Source organism: Brevibacterium linens ATCC 9172 (assembly GCF_900169165.1).
Taxonomy (GTDB): domain Bacteria; phylum Actinomycetota; class Actinomycetes; order Actinomycetales; family Brevibacteriaceae; genus Brevibacterium; species Brevibacterium linens.
Window position 1 is genome coordinate 1 of sequence record NZ_FXYY01000031.1, and the last position, 16753, is coordinate 16753.

14 protein-coding genes are annotated in these 16753 nt (G+C 65.1%); 5 read left to right on the forward strand and 9 right to left on the reverse strand.

The annotated features are described in order from the left end of the window. Positions 1-179: 179 nt before the first annotated feature. The gene (locus tag BLIN9172_RS15860; RefSeq protein WP_101555915.1) at positions 180-980 is read right to left on the reverse strand and encodes a sulfite exporter TauE/SafE family protein; all 801 of its coding nucleotides are present in this window, start codon (positions 978-980) and stop codon (positions 180-182) included. A gap of 12 nt (positions 981-992) precedes the next feature. Further along, positions 993-1799, reverse strand: coding sequence for a thioesterase family protein (locus tag BLIN9172_RS15865; protein WP_240812199.1), 807 nt, complete (start codon positions 1797-1799; stop codon positions 993-995). A gap of 242 nt (positions 1800-2041) precedes the next feature. On the opposite strand from BLIN9172_RS15865, the gene BLIN9172_RS15870 reads away from it, so the two are divergent. From BLIN9172_RS15870 to BLIN9172_RS15880, 3 genes are all read left to right on the forward strand, one after another. Then, positions 2042-2548: a GntR family transcriptional regulator gene (locus tag BLIN9172_RS15870; protein WP_240812200.1), complete on the forward strand. Its 507-nt coding sequence runs from the start codon at positions 2042-2044 to the stop codon at positions 2546-2548. A gap of 324 nt (positions 2549-2872) precedes the next feature. Beyond that, complete coding sequence (locus tag BLIN9172_RS15875) at positions 2873-3883, forward strand: aldo/keto reductase family protein (protein ID WP_101555917.1); 1011 nt, start codon at positions 2873-2875, stop codon at positions 3881-3883. Between the two features lie 333 nt (positions 3884-4216). Beyond that, positions 4217-5668: an MDR family MFS transporter gene (locus BLIN9172_RS15880; protein WP_101555918.1), complete on the forward strand. Its 1452-nt coding sequence runs from the start codon at positions 4217-4219 to the stop codon at positions 5666-5668. A gap of 115 nt (positions 5669-5783) precedes the next feature. On the opposite strand, the gene BLIN9172_RS15885 is transcribed toward BLIN9172_RS15880, so the two are convergent. Further along, positions 5784-7016 carry an MFS transporter gene (locus BLIN9172_RS15885; protein WP_101555919.1) on the reverse strand — a complete coding sequence of 411 codons (1233 nt, stop codon included), beginning with the start codon at positions 7014-7016 and terminating at the stop codon, positions 5784-5786. Positions 7017-7126: 110 nt separating this feature from the next. On the opposite strand from BLIN9172_RS15885, the gene BLIN9172_RS15890 reads away from it, so the two are divergent. Then, positions 7127-7690 (forward strand): hypothetical protein, encoded by a 564-nt coding sequence (locus tag BLIN9172_RS15890; protein WP_101555920.1) that lies wholly within the window; start codon positions 7127-7129, stop codon positions 7688-7690. A gap of 13 nt (positions 7691-7703) precedes the next feature. On the opposite strand, the gene BLIN9172_RS15895 is transcribed toward BLIN9172_RS15890, so the two are convergent. Together BLIN9172_RS15895 and BLIN9172_RS15900 are read right to left on the reverse strand one after the other, a co-directional pair. Continuing rightward, the gene (locus BLIN9172_RS15895) at positions 7704-8147 is read right to left on the reverse strand and encodes an NUDIX hydrolase (RefSeq protein WP_101555921.1); all 444 of its coding nucleotides are present in this window, start codon (positions 8145-8147) and stop codon (positions 7704-7706) included. Continuing rightward, positions 8144-8764, reverse strand: coding sequence for a DNA-3-methyladenine glycosylase I (locus BLIN9172_RS15900; RefSeq protein ID WP_180956982.1), 621 nt, complete (start codon positions 8762-8764; stop codon positions 8144-8146). The genes BLIN9172_RS15895 and BLIN9172_RS15900 overlap by 4 nt, the downstream gene beginning before the upstream one ends. 141 nt (positions 8765-8905) lie before the next feature. Here BLIN9172_RS15900 and BLIN9172_RS15905 point away from each other — a divergent pair, with 141 nt between their 5' ends. Further along, a complete protein-coding gene (locus tag BLIN9172_RS15905; RefSeq protein WP_101555923.1) occupies positions 8906-9826 on the forward strand; it encodes an aspartate dehydrogenase domain-containing protein in 921 nt (306 codons plus the stop codon). Between the two features lie 84 nt (positions 9827-9910). On the opposite strand, the gene betT is transcribed toward BLIN9172_RS15905, so the two are convergent. From betT to aztD, 4 genes are all read right to left on the reverse strand, one after another. Next, complete coding sequence (gene betT, locus BLIN9172_RS15910) at positions 9911-11992, reverse strand: choline BCCT transporter BetT (protein WP_101555924.1); 2082 nt, start codon at positions 11990-11992, stop codon at positions 9911-9913. A gap of 232 nt (positions 11993-12224) precedes the next feature. After that, a complete protein-coding gene (locus BLIN9172_RS15915; protein WP_101555925.1) occupies positions 12225-13604 on the reverse strand; it encodes a short-chain fatty acid transporter in 1380 nt (459 codons plus the stop codon). Positions 13605-13757: 153 nt separating this feature from the next. Further along, positions 13758-15137 carry an NAD-dependent succinate-semialdehyde dehydrogenase gene (locus tag BLIN9172_RS15920; RefSeq protein ID WP_101555926.1) on the reverse strand — a complete coding sequence of 460 codons (1380 nt, stop codon included), beginning with the start codon at positions 15135-15137 and terminating at the stop codon, positions 13758-13760. A 228-nt stretch (positions 15138-15365) separates the two neighbouring features. Continuing rightward, complete coding sequence (gene aztD / locus BLIN9172_RS15925) at positions 15366-16628, reverse strand: zinc metallochaperone AztD (protein ID WP_205751075.1); 1263 nt, start codon at positions 16626-16628, stop codon at positions 15366-15368. Between the last annotated feature and the right edge of the window lie 125 nt (positions 16629-16753).

Genomic DNA, 16753 nt, shown 5'->3' on the forward strand with positions numbered 1-16753 from the left:
ACAGACGCGGGTGTGTGGTTGAATAGCACCTGAGAGGTGCCCCTTTCTTGAACGGGAATGTTGACTTCGAACATCATCATTTTCCCAGTTCAGAAGGGGCATTTCCATTTCACGCGCGGCTTGATCCGGCTACTCGCATCGGTGGATCAAGGCTAAGGTGAGCGGTCGGCGCCCGCCCCTCACGCCACGGCAACAACCACTCCGGCCGCAAGCAGCAGCACGAAGTAGCCCCAGGCGTGGAGGATCTCGGGGATCTTCGGCACTCGGCGGCGCAGGAACACGATGATCGGCAATCCGCCGATGAGCAGCGCCGCGGCCGCCACCAGGTCGAGTGATCCCACGATGCCCGGGGCGTCGATCGCGGCCGGGGTCAGGATCGTCACGAGCACGGCCGGGCTCATGATCACCAAGGTCAGCGGGTTGGCCAGGGTCGTGGCCACGGTCACCGTCGCCCCGGATCGGCGCATCATCGGCACCGTCATCACCGATCCGCCGACGCCGAGGAACGACGCCAGCCCACCGATCGGCACACCCCAGGCCGCTCCGATTCCGCGTCCGCCTTCACTGACCTCGCCGACCTCATCGACAACTGCAGCCTTACGCCGGAAGAACCCGGGCCGAACGAGCAGATCGATGGCCGTGGCCGCGATATACGCGACGAACCCCCACTGCAGCAGCACTTCCGGAGCGAACCTTCCCGCGAACGCACCCAGTCCTCCCCCGAGCGCGAGCAGTCCAAGCAGCCACCACCGCCCCGTCAGGTGGGCGAGCGTCGATCGCTTCGTCGACACCGTCGCGACGATCGCGTTGACGAGCATCACCAGCGCCGAGGTGGCCGCCGCCACCCGTGCCGTGTCCTGTCCGAGGTCCGCATCGACCAGGGTGATGATCGGGACCGTGACGAAGCCTCCGCCGAACCCGAAGAGCACGGTGGTCAGGCCGACGAAGCAGCCGATGAGAACCAGCCCGAGGAACTCCATGCCCTCAGAGTTTCAGAGTCGGGCGATGAGCAGCGGCTGGGTCACGGCGCCGACGTAGCCGATCTCGTCAGCCAGGTCGCCATTGGCGACACCGCGACCATCGGGGCCGACATGGGTGCGGACGTTCATGTTCAGCCACTCGGATCGCGGTTCCCGCGCGAAGGTGAGTGACAGCGACGGTGGGATGAACGTCCACTCCCCGTAGGGCACAGCCGCCGAGACGCCGTTCGCCGAGTCCGCCACGATGACGAAGCGCTGGATCGGGCTGGTGTCCTCCCCTGCGACGAGCGGGATGCGCGGACGCACCCAGACGTCGGCGGCTCCGAGTTCCTGAAGGCCGCCGGAGACGAATCGCCATTCGATGGCACGCCCGTAGCCCCAGTCAGGGCTGATGCCGGGGAAGTACTTCTGCTCCTGCGGTTCCGGCACCGAGGATGTGTCGAAGTTCGCAGCCACCTCGGCGCTGGATTCGGGTGTCGAGCGCATCCGCCACGCGGTCGCGGTGACGGCAAGACGGTCTTCGGCCCAGAGTTTGGCTTCGACGAGTTCGATGCGCTTTCCGGGTCGGACGATGGTCGCCTCGGTGCGGATGCGGCCCTGCGGGATGGGGCCGAGCATGTCGATCGTCAACCGGCCGATGCTCATCGCTTTGTCTTCACGAACGCGTTCGACTGCGCGGGTGAGCAGCGCTGCGGGCGGGCCGCCGTGCTGCATGCGTTCGTCCCAGGGGCTCGTCGTAGCCCGGGTCGAGTCGAATTCGTTCTCGCCGCGAGGAAGGTAGAAAGCCTCGGGCAGTGGTGTGACCTCGTTGTCTGTCACGCGTCCTCCTCAATCGTTCGTTAAGTACTCAGGCTATTGTCTCTCTGCTTTCGCCGCGAAGGCGAGCGCGCGTTCGTCGACCGCGGTTCTCCCGCCATCGGGCACAGCTCCTTCCTCAACCGGGGAGGCCACCTCGGCGACGATGTCGTGAGGAACCCGCAGGCCAGCATGTCTTCGCGCTGAACCGGTCGCCGGTGAGGACGAATTCGGTCGCTTTCGTCCAGCCCATGAGGCGGTGGAGGTTGACCGATTCGAGTACCGAAGGGATGCCGATGCGCACCTCGGGCATCGATTACCAGGAGTCGCTGCTGCCGATGCGGAAGTCCGCGGCCGACGAACGCACGGTCGCCGAGCTCGCCGATGCCCGCCATGTACTCGAGACAACCGCAGTCGAGCGGGCTTCCGAACCCATGCGGCAGCGGCTGGCTGCCCGCCTCGAGGAGTTCATTGTCGAGCAGCGGTCCGCATTCGCCGAGGCGGACGTCGCCCGGTTCATCGACCTGACGTTGGAGTTCCACCGCGGCTTCGTCGAGGCCGGGGACAACCAGGTGATGCTCGAGATGTACGCACTGCTCTCCGACCGGCACCGGTTCAGTCTGTTCATGATCAGCCGTCGCCTGCTCGACCGCTGTGATGAGATCATCACCGAACACGAAGCACTGGTCACCCACTTGCGCTCGGGTGACTCCGCAGCATTCGCGGCTACCCTGCGCGGGCACATCGAGGAGAACGCCGGCCCGACGCACTGATACTCCAGGGTCCTCCCACTGCGGCCCGACTCGACGCTTCCTCGCAACGGCACAGTTGAGGGTGAGCAGCCCGGCCTAGGGTGAACAGAGCCTTCCGAACGGCATCTTCTTCACAGCACACTTAAAGTCGAGAAGCACTGATTTGAAACAGTGCTTACTGACTCAAACCGTGCCGGGGCCGCTCCGTGGCCGCACGCGCCAGCCGCGCAGTCACCACCTGCGTCGCGTACTCACCACGATCACCCGCCGCGCACTCACCGCCTGCGCCGCCACAGCCTCGGCGAGGGGGTTCCCCACTCCCCCGCCCGGTCGTAGGCTGAGGTCATGGAACACAGATATCTGGGAAACAGCGGACTCAAGATCTCCGAGATCACGTATGGCAACTGGCTCACACACGGTTCGCAGGTGGAGAACGACACCGCCACCAAGTGCGTGCACGCCGCCCTCGACGCGGGAATCTCGACCTTCGACACCGCCGACGTCTACGCGAACACCGTCGCCGAGCAGGTCCTCGGCGATGCGCTCAAAGGCCAGCGGCGGGAGTCGCTCGAGATCTTCACGAAGGTCTACTTCCCGACCGGACCGAAGGGCCACAACGACACCGGTCTGTCGCGCAAGCACATGATGGAGTCGATCAACGGCTCGCTGCGCCGCCTCGGCACCGACTACGTCGACCTCTACCAAGCCCACCGCTACGACTACGAGACTCCGCTGGAAGAGACGATGCACGCCTTCGCCGACATCGTCCGCTCCGGCAAAGCCCTCTACATCGGCGTCAGCGAATGGAACGCCGACCAGCTGCGCGCCGCCCACCACCTGGCCGACGACCTCGGCATCCAGCTCGTGTCCAACCAGCCGCAGTACAACATGCTCTGGCGCGTCATCGAAGAACGGGTCGTTCCGACCTCGAAGGAACTCGGCATCTCGCAGATCGTCTGGTCCCCGATCGCCCAAGGTGCGCTGACCGGCAAATACAAGCCCGGCCAGCCGGTCCCTGCCGGATCCCGGGCGACCGACGAGGACGGCGGCGGCGCGGAATCGATCAGGAGCCGCTATCTTCACGACGACAAGCTCACGGCCGTGGCGAAGCTCGAACCGATCGCCGACGAGCTCGGAATCACGATGGCGCAGCTCGCGATCGCCTGGGTGCTGGCCAATGACAACGTCGCCACCGCCCTCGTCGGCGCCTCCCGCCCCGAGCAGATCGCCTCGAACGCCGAGGCCGCCGGGGTCACCCTCGACACGGACGTCCTCACTCGCATCGACGACATCCTCGGCGACCTGCCGGAGACCGACCCGAACAAGACACAGTCGCCGGCCACCCGCCTGACCTGACCCCTCACCGAGGCGGCCGACCGTCATGATTCCGACCGCGCTCCCCCTGTGGGGCCGCGGTCGGAATCATCTGCACCAGCGGCGGACGTTCCGCACCAGCGGCGGGTGCCCGCACCAACGGGGCGTATCCGCCACCGGGCCGGACGATGAACTCAGCGAATCTCACACCGACCCGGGGCCACCTCGGCGAGGGTCGTACGTTAAACTGCATGAAGCGGTTATATAACCAAAGAATTTATTTCCGGGCGCGATGAGGGGCCGATTCAGCGCACTGCTCCGGTCAGGCTGTCGCTGGAAGACGAGAAGAGACACAGACGACGAACAGGTGAGGGGATGCCATTGGCGAACGGAGACGAGACTCAGACGGACCCGACAGAAGGCGCCCCGATCAACCGGAACCTCGTTCTCGCCATCCTCGTCTCCGGCGCGTTCGTCATCATCCTCAACCAGACGTTGCTCAACACCGCCCTGCCGCACTTCATGTCGTACTTCGACATCACCTCCGGCGCGGCTCAGTGGGTGACGACGAGCTTCATGCTCGTCAACGGCATCATGATCCCGGTGACCGCGTTCCTCATCGAGAAGTTCACGACACGCGGTCTCTTCTTCACCGCCATGGGCCTGTTCATCCTCGGCACGATCGTCTGCGCGATCGCCCCGGTCTACCCGGTGATGCTCATCGGCCGCGTCATCCAGGCCTCGGCCGGCGGCATCATCATGCCGCTCATGCAGACGATCCTGTTCGCGATCTTCCCCGTCGAGAAGCGCGGATCGGCCATGGGCACCTTCGGCCTCGTCATCGCCTTCGCCCCGGCCATCGGCCCCAGCCTCTCCGGCTGGATCGTCGACCACCTGCCGTGGCAGACGCTGTTCTACATGATGCTGCCGATCGCGATCATCGACCTCGTGGTCGCGTACTTCCTGCTCAAGAACGTCACCGAGCGCACCTTCCCCCGACTCGACATCCTCTCGATCATCCTCTCCACCCTCGGGTTCGGTGGGCTGCTGTTCGGCTTCGGCACCGCCGGTGACGCCGGCTGGATCAGCGCCCAGGTGCTCATCCCGCTGGCCGTCGGTGCGATCTGCCTGACATTCTTCATCACCCGGCAATTCAAACTCGAGCAGCCGATCCTCGAGTTCCGCATCCTCCGCTACCGCATGTTCACCCTCAACACCCTGCTGGGCATGTGCGTGTTCATCGTCATGGTCGGCGGCATGATGGTCCTGCCGCTGTACATGCAGAACATGAATGACTTCTCGGCCATGGAGTCCGGACTGGCCCTGTTGCCGGGCGCCGCAATGATGGGCTTGATGTCTCCGGTGACCGGTCGCATCTTCGACGCCATCGGTGCCAAATGGTTGGCCGTGACCGGCTTCATCCTGCTCACCGGAACCACGTTCCTCTTCGCACGCCTGGAGACGGACACCTCGTTCGTCTACCTCGCCGTGGTCAACACGGTGCGCATGTTCGGAGTCGCCATGGTGATGATGCCGGTGACCACGGCCGCGCTCAACCAGCTGCCCTCGCACCTCATCCCCCACGGCACCGCCCTGAACAATACGATGCGTCAGATCGCCGCTTCCGTCGGCACAGCAGCGCTCGTGACAGTCATGACCTCGGCCGCGCGCAATCCGGAGACCTACGGGATGGCCGGCCTGGTCCACGGCGCGAACGTCGCGTTCTTCGTCGCTGCCTGCGTCGGCATCCTCGGCGTCATCGGTGCGTTCTTCATCAAGAACTCCCACGGACTCGAACCGGGACAGAAGACGACCGCCGAAAAGTGACCCCGGGGCACCTCAGGCGCCGAGCCGGTCCCCTCGGCAGCTCCGAACCGTGCCCAGCCACGACCGGCTCAGCTGTCCCCGGCAACTCCCGCCCGTGCTCACCACCGCAACCGGCTCAGCTGTCCCCGGTGCTGCGCATCTGCATCGTCCGCGCGATCCACGACAGGGCACCGGCGAACAGCAGAAGCAGAGCGCACACGAGGAAGGTCGACGATGACCCCAGATAGGTGAAGCCGAGCCCGCCGACCACCCCGGCGATGGCCAGCCCGATGTCGAAGTTCATATTCCAGGCGACGCTGGCCCGGCTCGGCGAACTCACCGAGGCGAAGGCCATGACGAGGCTCGCCGACTGCATGGCACCCAAGCCCAGTCCGATGATGAGCATCGCGACGAACAGCGCCGCACCGTAGAAGACGACAGCGCAGACCAGTCCGATCGCGGTGAGGACGAGACCCAAGATATTGAGGGCGAAAGGCGGGAAGCTGTCCGAGACGGCTCCGACGACGAAGCGTCCGATGACCGCCGATACCTGCATGCCCGCGATGAACAGAGCCGCCGCCGCGACGTCTTCGCCCGGCCCGAAGCCGACGATGATCCCGAAGACGATCATGCCGACGAGGAACGGTGAGAGCATGAGGACGAGCCCGAGGGCCTCCCCCGCCCGGCGCCCGACCTTCCGCCGGCTCCGCTTCTCGTTGCGACCGGGCCGGATCCCGGCCGTTTCGCTACCTCGCGCCGATTCTCCCGCATCGTCGTTCCCTCGCCGAGGCGACCGACCGGGCACGTATCTGAGCACCGTGGGGATGGCCAGGAGGAGACAGCCGCAGACGATGATGCGGAAGATCCAGATCGGGATCGTCTCGACCAGCCACAGTCCCAGCGGTGCTCCGACGGCCGCCGCCAGGGAGGTGATCCCGCCGAAGAAGCCCAGCGCCTTGCCGATCCGTCCCGGTGACGTCGTGCCCGGAACCGCCGCATTGGCGAGGACGACGAAGAGCCCGAACCCGGTGCCCCCGCAGAGTCCGGCGAGGATAAGCGCCAACAGCGGCGGGGTGATGAAAAGCCCGAGCAGCTGGCCCAAGAACTGCAACATGAGAGCAAACAGCAGCGAGGCCTTGAACCCGAAGACCCGGCCCGCCCACGGGGCGAAGGGCTGGGCGACGATGACACCGATCATCATCGTCGTCAGAACGGACCCGCCGGTGACCGTCGACAGCCCGTCTGTCGCCGCAATCGTCACCATCGTCGAATAGCTGAAGAAGAAGGCGGAGAACCCGAACATCGCCGTCCACACCAGGCCCAGCAGGGCCGGGGTGTACGTCGCCTGAGACGGGTGTTCGGGGGTCATAGTCCGAGGTTACGACATCGACACTGCATCGGCCGTGTCCGCCCCCTCTGCCGTCCATCCGGCCCAGAAGTGTTCACCTGCTCGTCAGAAAAGTCCCCTACCATCGGTCCATGAACTCATCGGAACTCAGCTCGGAACTCAACCGCGACGCTCCCAGCGGCACCGTCGACACCGCGTTCGTCCTCAAATACGAACCGCACTATGTCCTCACGGACCTCGAATCGGAGATCTTCGGCGACATCGGCCCGAAGACGAAGGTCCGCGAATCGTACAAACGCAAGCACTTCCTCAAGGTCGCCGAGTGGAAGGCCGTCGGAGTCCTCCCGGGGCTCGAGGCGATCTCGGCCGACGACATCGATTTCGTCACCGGCGTCGCCCTCGACGACGACACGCCCAACCGCTTCCGTCTGCCGCTGCTGCGAATGCTGCCCGGAGTGGGAATCCCGATGGCCAGCACTCTGCTCACCGTCGTGAATCCGAAGAAGTTCTCCATCATGGATTCCCGGGCGCTGATAGTGCTGCACGACTACAACCTCGTGCCCACGGACAACCCGGCGCAGATGGACTACCAGACCTATCGCAAACTCATGAAGTCCCTCGCCAAGGGCGCCAACTGCGCGCCGATCGATCTGTATCGGGCACTCATCGCCTATTCGCGACAGGCTCGGGGCTGAACCTTCGACTCGGTCAACCGGCCGATCTCTGAACGGCCCGCAGTGCCGGGATGACCTCGTCGCGGGTCAGCGGCGCGAACTGGCGGACATCGTTATCTGCGGGCAGCGGGTCGATGGGGAACCAACCGGCTTCGGCGATCTCGGCCAGGTGCTCGATGTTCTCGACGTCGAGTGCCTCGGGCACACCGTCGTAGCAGAACACATCACCGATGACACGGTGATCGGCCTCGTTCGCCGCCGCGGCAGCGAACGTTCCCAATGCACGCAGACGGTGCCGGTCCAGATCGAGTCCGAGCTCCTCGGCGATCTCACGCACGATGGTGTCCTCAGCAGTCTCTGACTCTTCGGGTTTGCCGCCGGGCAGCATGAAGGAACTGGTCCCGGTCTTGCGCACCATGAGCAGCTCCCGGCGCTGCGGGTGGAGGAGGGCGAGCGCGGAGACGCGGATGTCGTTCATTGCGACCACACTCCGGAAGCGCCTCGGCGGTGGGAATCGAGCAGGTGCGTATCGACCATGCCGATGGCCTCCATCAGCGCATACATCGTCGTCGGTCCCACGAAGCGGAAGCCCTTCTTCTTCAGTGCCTTCGACAGGGCCACGGATTCCGGTCCGGTCGTCGGGATCTCGGCGACTGTGCGCGGTCGCGGCGTCTGCGCAGGCCGGTGCGACCACAGGAGGGCATCCAAGCCGCCGTCGTCACGCAGGTCGATCACTCGCGCAGCATTGTTGACGCAGGCTTCGATCTTGCCGCGGTGGCGGATGATCCCCGGATCGGTCAGCAGCTGTTCGACCTCGTCGTCGCCGAATCGGGCAACGGCGTCGGGATCGAATCCGGCGAAGACCTCACGGAATCGCTCCCGCTTCTTCAGGATCGTCAGCCACGACAATCCGGCCTGGAAACCTTCGAGGCTCATCCGCTCGAACAGGCCGGCCTCGTCGTGGATGGGCAGACCCCATTCGCTGTCGTAGTAGTCCAACAGCATCGGGTCGCCGTACGCCCACGGGGTGCGAGCCAGCCCGTCGTCGCCGATGACGGCTCCGCCCGGTGAGCTCGGCTGTGATTCGTCGTCCATCCTCAAACCGTATCGCGTCGGGCTGACATCACCCGCGCGCCCCATATTCCGGTCGCCTGCGGCCGGCAGTCGCGCGGTTCTGAGCCTCGGGAACCTGTCTTCAGTATTCTCTGCGTCAGTCGTCTCCGATAGGGTGCGGCCATGACCTCAGTGCTCCTCCTCGGATTCGGTGCCATCGGCCGTCACGTCGCCCAGCTGCTCTCCCCCGAGCTCGCCTCCGGGACACTCCGCCTGACCGCCCTCGTCTCGGATCGGACCAAGCACGCCGACCGCCCGGATCACGGTGCCGAGGTGGTCGACCGTCCCACTCTGACCGACCGACAGACGCCCTCGCCGAGGATGTTCTCCGGTTTCGATGTCATCGTCGAATGCGCCGGTGTGCCTGCCGCCGCACAGCTCGGTCCGGCTGCCATCGCGGCCGGCCGTCCGCTCGTCCTCACCAGCGTCGGCGCCCTGGCCGAGCCGGAGACCCGTGCGAGGCTGCTCTCCGGCCCCGGCCGGCTGCATGTGACCAATGGGGCGGTCGGCGGACTCGACGTGCTCGAGGCGGCGGCTCAGGCCGATGGCCTCGACAGCGTCGACATCACCACCTCGAAGGAGGCGAGCGGGCTCATCCGGCCGTGGATGTCCGAGACCGAAGCCGAGCGTCTGCGTGACCTCCGCCCCGAGGACGGCCCCCTGACAGTGTTCACGGGCAACCCCGCCGAGGCGATCGAGAAGTTCCCGGCCAACGTCAATATCGCTGTCGCTCTCGCGTGGGCCACCCGCGGACTGAAGTCTGCTGCGCCCGCTTCAGCCTCCGGGACCAGCGCGGTGTCGACCGATTGCGCAGCTGAACGAACCGATGCCGACTTACTCGGCGCATCATTGAAGCGGGTGCAGGTCGAACTCCAGGCGGTGGCCGGTCAGACTCAGTCCGCCCACCGGATTCGGGCATCCGGGTCCGCAGGCGAGTTCTCCTTCGACATCCGCTCCTCCCCGAGCCCGGAGAACCCTGCCACCAGCGGGCTGACGGCCCTGTCCGTCACCCGAACCCTGCGCACCGTGCGTGCGGAGAAATGACGACGCCCGGGACCACCGGCCGTCAGGCCGGGATCCCGGGCGTCGCACTCACCCGGTGAGATTCAGTCATCCGGATGCCGCAATTCAGTCATCGCCGTGGATGATGTTCTCCTGCAGCTGCAGGAATTCGACGTGGCGTTGGTACTGGTCGAGCACGTCATCGATGATCTGCTCCTTCGAGAAGCCCATGATGTCGTAGCCCTGACCGGTGCCTCCGTCGAGGTAGACCTCCATCCGGTAGTAGTCCTCGCCGGTTCCGCGGGGAACCATTCCACCGAACGACGGCACGCTGACCTTGTGCGGCCACACCTGATAGCGGAACGGGTACTCCCCGTCTCCGTCGACCTCGAACTGGAAGAGTTCGCCGTCGTCGACGAACACACCTTCGTTGTCGACGCGACCGCAGCGTGACGAGATTCCGCGGCCTTCCATCTCTGCAGCCACCTCGTGGAGGGTGGGAATGAGGACCTTCTGCTCGAACTCCTCGGCGCGCGCCCGATTCGGGAAGGACAGCACTCGGCCGAGCTGACGCTGCCAGGTCTCGTGACCGGGACCCCGGGAACGACGGGCCAAGGATCCGGGCAGGGTCGTATCGACACTGTCGACGCGGTTCGCCTCGACCCGCAGCGCCTTGTACAAACCGATCATGACGAGGATGACGACGAAGGCGAAGGGCAGGCCCATGATCACCGTCGCGCTCTGCAGGGCGCCGATGCCTCCGACGAGCAGCATCGCCACCGTCAGGGCACCGGTGAGCACGGCCCAGAAGATCCGCAGACCGGCGCGACCGTCCTCGGAGGGGTTGCGCAGATTCGACGACAGGTTCGCCATCACCAGGGCCGCAGAGTCCGCGGTGGTGACGTAGAACAGCAGAGCCGTGAGCGTGGCCAGACCCGCGATGAGGAAGAAGGCCGGATAGCGGGAGAGCAGGTCGTAGAAGCCGCCTTCGGGGCTGACCATGACCGCTTCGCCGAACTCCACATCACCGTTGCGGATGATGTCCAGGGCCGAGTTTCCGTAGATCGAGATCCACATGAAGATGTAGATGAACGGAATCGTCAGGGTGCCCAACACGAACTGACGGATCGTGCGCCCGCGGGAGATGCGGGCGAGGAAGAGACCGACGAACGAAGCGAAGGCGATCCACCAGGCCCAGAAGAACAGGGTCCAGTCGGTCATCCATGTTCCGGTGTCCTCGAAGGCGAAGGTCTGACCGGCCATGTCCGGGAACAGGCGGACGAAGTCCGTGACGTTGAGGACGAAGGCGTTGAGCAGGAACTGCGTGTTCCCGGCCACGAGCACCCAGAAGCTCAGCGCAATGGCGAGCACGACGTTGAGGACGGAGAGGAACTTGATGCCCTTGTCCACGCCCGAGACCGCCGAAAGCGTGGCGACTCCGACACCGACGACGACGATGCCGACCTGGGCAGCGGTGCCGACCGGGATCCCGAAAACCGTGTTGAGGCCGACGTTGACCATGACGACGCCGATGCCCAACGAGGTGGCGACACCGAAGATCGTGCCCAGCAGAGCAGCGAAGTCGACCGTCTCACCCAAAGCGCCATGGACACGCTTGCCGAAGATCGGGGCCAACGCCGAGCGGATCGCCAACGGCATGTTCATCCGGTAGGCGAAGTACGCCAGAGCCATACCCATGAGTGCGTAGAGTCCCCAACCGCTCAGGCCGTAGTGGAAGAGCGCCCATACGGTGGATTCGCGGGCCGCGGCGACCGTCTCGGGCTCCGTGCTCGGCGGGGTGAGGTACATCGTGACCGGTTCGGCCACGGCGAAGAACATGAGGTCGGTGCTGATGCCGGCCGCGAAGAGCATCGACGCCCAGGCGACGAGGCCGAATTCGGGCTTCGAGTGCTCGGGGCCGAGCTTCGTGTTGCCGTAGCGAGAGGCCGCCAGGTAGATGACGAAGACGAGGACGACGAGAACGAGAAGGACGTAGAACCAACCGAACCAATCGGAGGTCCAGCCGACGACGGCACCGAGGACCGCCTCGGCGTTGGTCGGTGAGATCAGAGCCCATACGGTGATGGCGAGAGCCACCGCGGCCGCGGCCGCGAATACACGCTTATTCAGGGGCGGAAGCGACGGCTTCACCGTGCCCTTCGCTTCTCCCTTCGGTTCACCCGGCGGGGTGTCGACTGATGCTGACATGGTTGTGCTCCTTATCCGGACGCTGTTGCGTCGTGGCATCGGACCCGATCGAACGACATGCTCAACCGGGCATGATCAACGGCTGTTGCTGAAAGATATTCCGTCCTCGCCGAATCCCCGGTTCCACGGGAACGGCCAACAATGGAGGTTACCACATAGACACTTCCGGTCATTTGTCCTGTTATGCCACGCGATTCTGCAGATCAGCGGCTCACCCTCGCCGAGGCGGGGCTCAGAGGGAGACGAAGAGCAGCGCGGCCGCCATCACCACCCCTGCGCCGAGGAACGTGATGACGGTGTAGCCGAGGATGTCACGCATCTTCAGCCCGGCGATGGCGAGCACCGGCAGCGCCCAGAACGGCTGGAGCATGTTCGTCCACTGGTCACCGTAGGACACGGCCATGATCGCGACCGACGGGTCGACGCCGAGCTGATTGGCCGCATCGAGCATGATCGGGCCCTGTACGGCGAACTGTCCGCCGCCGGAGGGGACGAAGAAGTTGACGAGTCCTGCCGAGATGAGCGCGAGGACCCCGAACGAGGCCGGGTTCGCGATCGAGACGATGGCGTCGGAGAACACCGCGATGAGTCCGGTGGTCGACATGATGCCGAGAATTCCTGCGTAGAGCGGGAACTGCAGGAGGATCTCGCCGACATTCGATGCCGCCTCCTTCGTCAGGTGGATGAGTTCGAAGGGATTGCGCACGAGCAGCAGGATGAGCGCGAGGAACGACCAGTTGACGATGTCGAGTGTCAGTCCCCCGCCCTGCGCGAAGTGGATGACGAGGTAGACGACGAGCGCCAGACCGATGATGAGGGTGAGGATGCGCGAGGCATCGATGCGATCGGCCGGTGTCACGACCTCATTGTCGGCCTGCGACTGCGTCTCCGAGCTCACCGAGGCGGGCAGTTCGTAGACGGGGGCACCGGCCTTGGGTGCGACGAGGAAGAAGAGGAGACCACAGACGATGATGACGCCGGCGATGGCCAGCAGGTTCCAGCCGGCGAAGATCGTCTCGGAGACGGGAACCGTCTGCCCGCCGAGGGATTCGGAGAGGAAGGAGTCAGGGGTGGCCGCGGTCAGCGGGCCCGATCCCGAATAGCCCATATGCCAGACGACGAATCCGGAGTATCCGGCGGCCACGAGCAGCGGGAAGTGGACCTTGATCCCGCGTTCGCGCGACTGCACGGCGATCTCACGGGCGAGCAGAGCGCCAACGACGAGGCCGAGGCCCCAGGTGATGAGGCTGGCGAGAGCGGCGACGAGGAAGACGAAGACATAGGCGAAGGTGGCGTTGCCCGGGACGCGGGCGAGCCAGGCCAGCAGTTTCCGCACGGGTCCGGTGTTGGCGAGGATGTGGCCGAGCAGGAGGATCAGACACATCTGCGTCATGAACTCGAGCAGTCCGGCCAGTCCCTCACCCCAGCCGACGACTACGTCGGTCGGGCCCGCATCGGTGAAGATGAACGCAAGGACGGCGACGATGAGGGTGAGGACGATGGCGAAGGTCAGGGCCGAGGGAATCCACTGTTCGAGGAATCGGTTGACCGGCCGCATGATCCCTTTTGAGGCTGCGGCGTTGACCTGGGTCGACGGCTTCGGTGCCGACATGGGAAGACCTCCCGCTGAGATTTATGAGAATTGGCTGTGTGTGGTCTCAGCATACAATCAGGGCGCTGTCTCCCGGTAGGAGACAGCGCCCTGACGGCGATCACAACCCGGTCACGATCGGAGCCCGGATTCGCAGGGCTCCGAGCACCTCGATCAGTTCTGTTTGTACACGAGCTGCTTGTTGACGAATTCGTCCATGGCCAGCGGTCCGAGCTCCCGGCCGACGCCGGAGCGCTTGACTCCGCCGAAGGGCAGGAACTCGCGTGTTCCTTCGGGGGCATTGAGGAAGACCATGCCGGAATCGATCTGGTCGCCGACGCGTTCGGCACGGGCGATATCGGTCGAGAACACGGCGGCCCCCAGTCCGAACGGGGTGTCGTTGGCGAGCTCGACGGCTTCTTCCTCGCTGCTGACCTTGTAGACGATCACAGCGGGTCCGAAGAGCTCTTCGTAGTATCCGCGCATGCCCTTCTGCACATCGGTGAGAACAACGGGTTCGACGTAGGCTCCGCCGCCGTCGTACTTCTTGCCGCCGGCCAGCAGAGTCGCGCCCTCGCTGACGGTGTCCTGGACCTGCTCGACGAAGCGGTCGGCGGCGGCCACCGAGGACAGCGGGGACAGTCGGGAGCCCTCCTCGCCGGGAACGGCAGGGGTGTTCTTCTGGGCCGCCTCGGTGATGGAGGAGACGAAGTCGTCATAGATGTCGTCCATGACGATCATCCGCTTGGGCGAGTTGCAGGCCTGGCCGGTGTTGCCCATGCGGGAGTCGAAGAACGTCTTTGCGGACTTCTGGACGTCGTCCGTGTCGAGCAGAATATAGGGGTCGGATCCGCCGAGTTCGAGTACGACCTTCTTGAGGTTCTTTCCGGCCTCGGTAGCGACGGCGGCACCGGCGCGTTCGGATCCGGTCAGGGACACTCCGTGGTTGCGCGGGTCGGGCAGGATGATGTCGGCGACCTGCTCGTTGCTGGCGTAGATGTTGATGTACGCGCCTTCGGGCAGGCCTGCCTCGATGAAGATCTCTTCCATGATCTGTGCCGAGCGGGGGCACTGCGGGGCGTGCTTGAGCAGGATGGTGTTGCCCAGGGCCAGGTTCGGGGCGGCGAAGCGGGCGACCTGGTAGTAGGGGAAGTTCCACGGCATGATGCCCAGAAGCGAGCCGACGGGCTTGCGGCGGATCATGGCGGTGGCGTCCTTGGGTCCGCGCAGTGGTTCGTCGGCCATGAAGGCTTCGGCGTTTTCGGCGAAGTACTTGTAGATCATCGAGCACAGCTGGACTTCGCCCTTGCCTTCGGGCACGGATTTGCCCATTTCGAGCTTGATGACTTCGGCGAGCTCTTCGGCGCGTTCGGCGTAGATCTCGGACACGCGGGTCAGCAGTGCGGCGCGCTCGGCTACCGTGGTCCGGCTCCACTCGTCGAATGTCGTCGCCGAACGGTCGAGGGCGGCGAGGATCTCGGCGTCGGTGGCGGTGGGGAATTCTTCGGCGACCTGGCCGGTCGCCGGGTCGGTCACGCGATACATGGTGGTCATGGCAGTCCTCTTTCACTTCGACGGGGTTGTGCGATCTCCTGTGGTGTGATCGCAGGTCCATCCCCCACGCTATGGCCGAACGCCGGCGTCGGCAACGGGGGGCTCATTTCCTGGGCGGATTCCCAGCCGTCACCGAGGCGGACGGCCCGGTCCGGCGGTGCGTTCACGGGCACCGCCGGGTCGGGTCCAGTCCGGTTTCGCGTCGCTGTCAGTGTCTGCCGAGGGTCCTCAGCCGGTGACGCCGGTGAGTTCGTTCGGTGCGTGCGGCAGCGTTTCCTCGGCCATCACCTCACCGGATTCGAGATCGACGATGTGGATCTTCTTCTCTCCCGGATCGCTGACATAGGCGACTTCGTCCTGGACGAAGAGCGTCGGGCGGGCCTTCTGCCATTCGACGGGTTCTTCCCATTCGTCGATGACCGGGTATTCCTCCGTCACCGAGGCGGTGGCGGGGTCGATGATTTTGAGGTTCCCGTCCGTGGTCAGGACGACGCCCTCCCCGTCGGGTCCGCGGCCAAGGGATCGGAAGCTGTAGGAGGCGTCGAGGTCGACGAGCGAGAGCTTGCCCGACTTCGTGTCGGTGACGCTCACCCGTTCGGGGCGTTCGAGTTCGGCGTCTTCGTCGACCTTGTAGTCGCCGAGGATGTACTGCGATTCGTCGCTGCCGGACTGGTTGCCGATGCGACCGAAGGAGTCGGGAGCGTCGATCTTCTCGAACTTCCCGTCCTTGTACAGAAGGATTCCGTCCTCGCAGCCGAGCGCGATGACCTCGTCCTTCGCAGCGGCTTCGCCGTGGACTCCGGGGCACTCGTCGCTGCTTGCGATCTCTTTGCCGGAGCTGTCGACGACCTTCGCACCCGAGCGTTCGTCCTCGGTGCCGACCGTGCGCAGCATCGACCCGTCGGCCAGCTTCACGGCGACACCGTGGTGGGGTTCGTCGACCTCGGTTACCTGGGGCTTCGGGGCGCCGTCGGAGAAGTCCTCGGTGTCGAAGGTCTGGATCTTGCCGTCGCCGTCGCCGAAGAGCACGGTGGCCTCGCCGTGGTTGACGACGTGTCCGGGCAGTTCGGTGTCGAAGACGGTGTCGGTGAGCTGCGGGTCGGCGGCGTAGCTGTGGGTGTGGTCGCCATGGGGCTGGGTCCAGACTCCGGCGTCGAAGAGGCGGAAGCCTTCGGCGACGGAGACCATGAGGTGGCGGCCGTCGCCGACGGGGTTGAGGCGGTTGAAGCCCTCAATCTTCGTGTCGTCGATGACCTCGAGCGTCGTCGCGTCGAGGGTGAGGATCCCTCCGTCGTAGGTAGTCACGATCCGCGGCTGGGCACCGGCGAGCTCCTGGGCGTGCCCTTTGTCGTCCTTGCTGTCTGCGGCGCCCGCGGTCTTCTCGTCCTTGCCGACCGCGTCGTAGTCGGTGGCGTCGTCGCCTGCCTGGCATCCGGTGAGCAGCAGCGCCGAGGCGACCACCGCCGATCCGAGCATGTGTCGTTTCATCATTCGCACTCTCTAGTTAATGCGACTCGTTATCATTAGCAGGTCGATACTAACCCGATGCAGGATGGATATGCGAAATCAGATGACGATCGAGGTCGACGAGAAGCTCGGTGGCCCGAGGGGTCCGG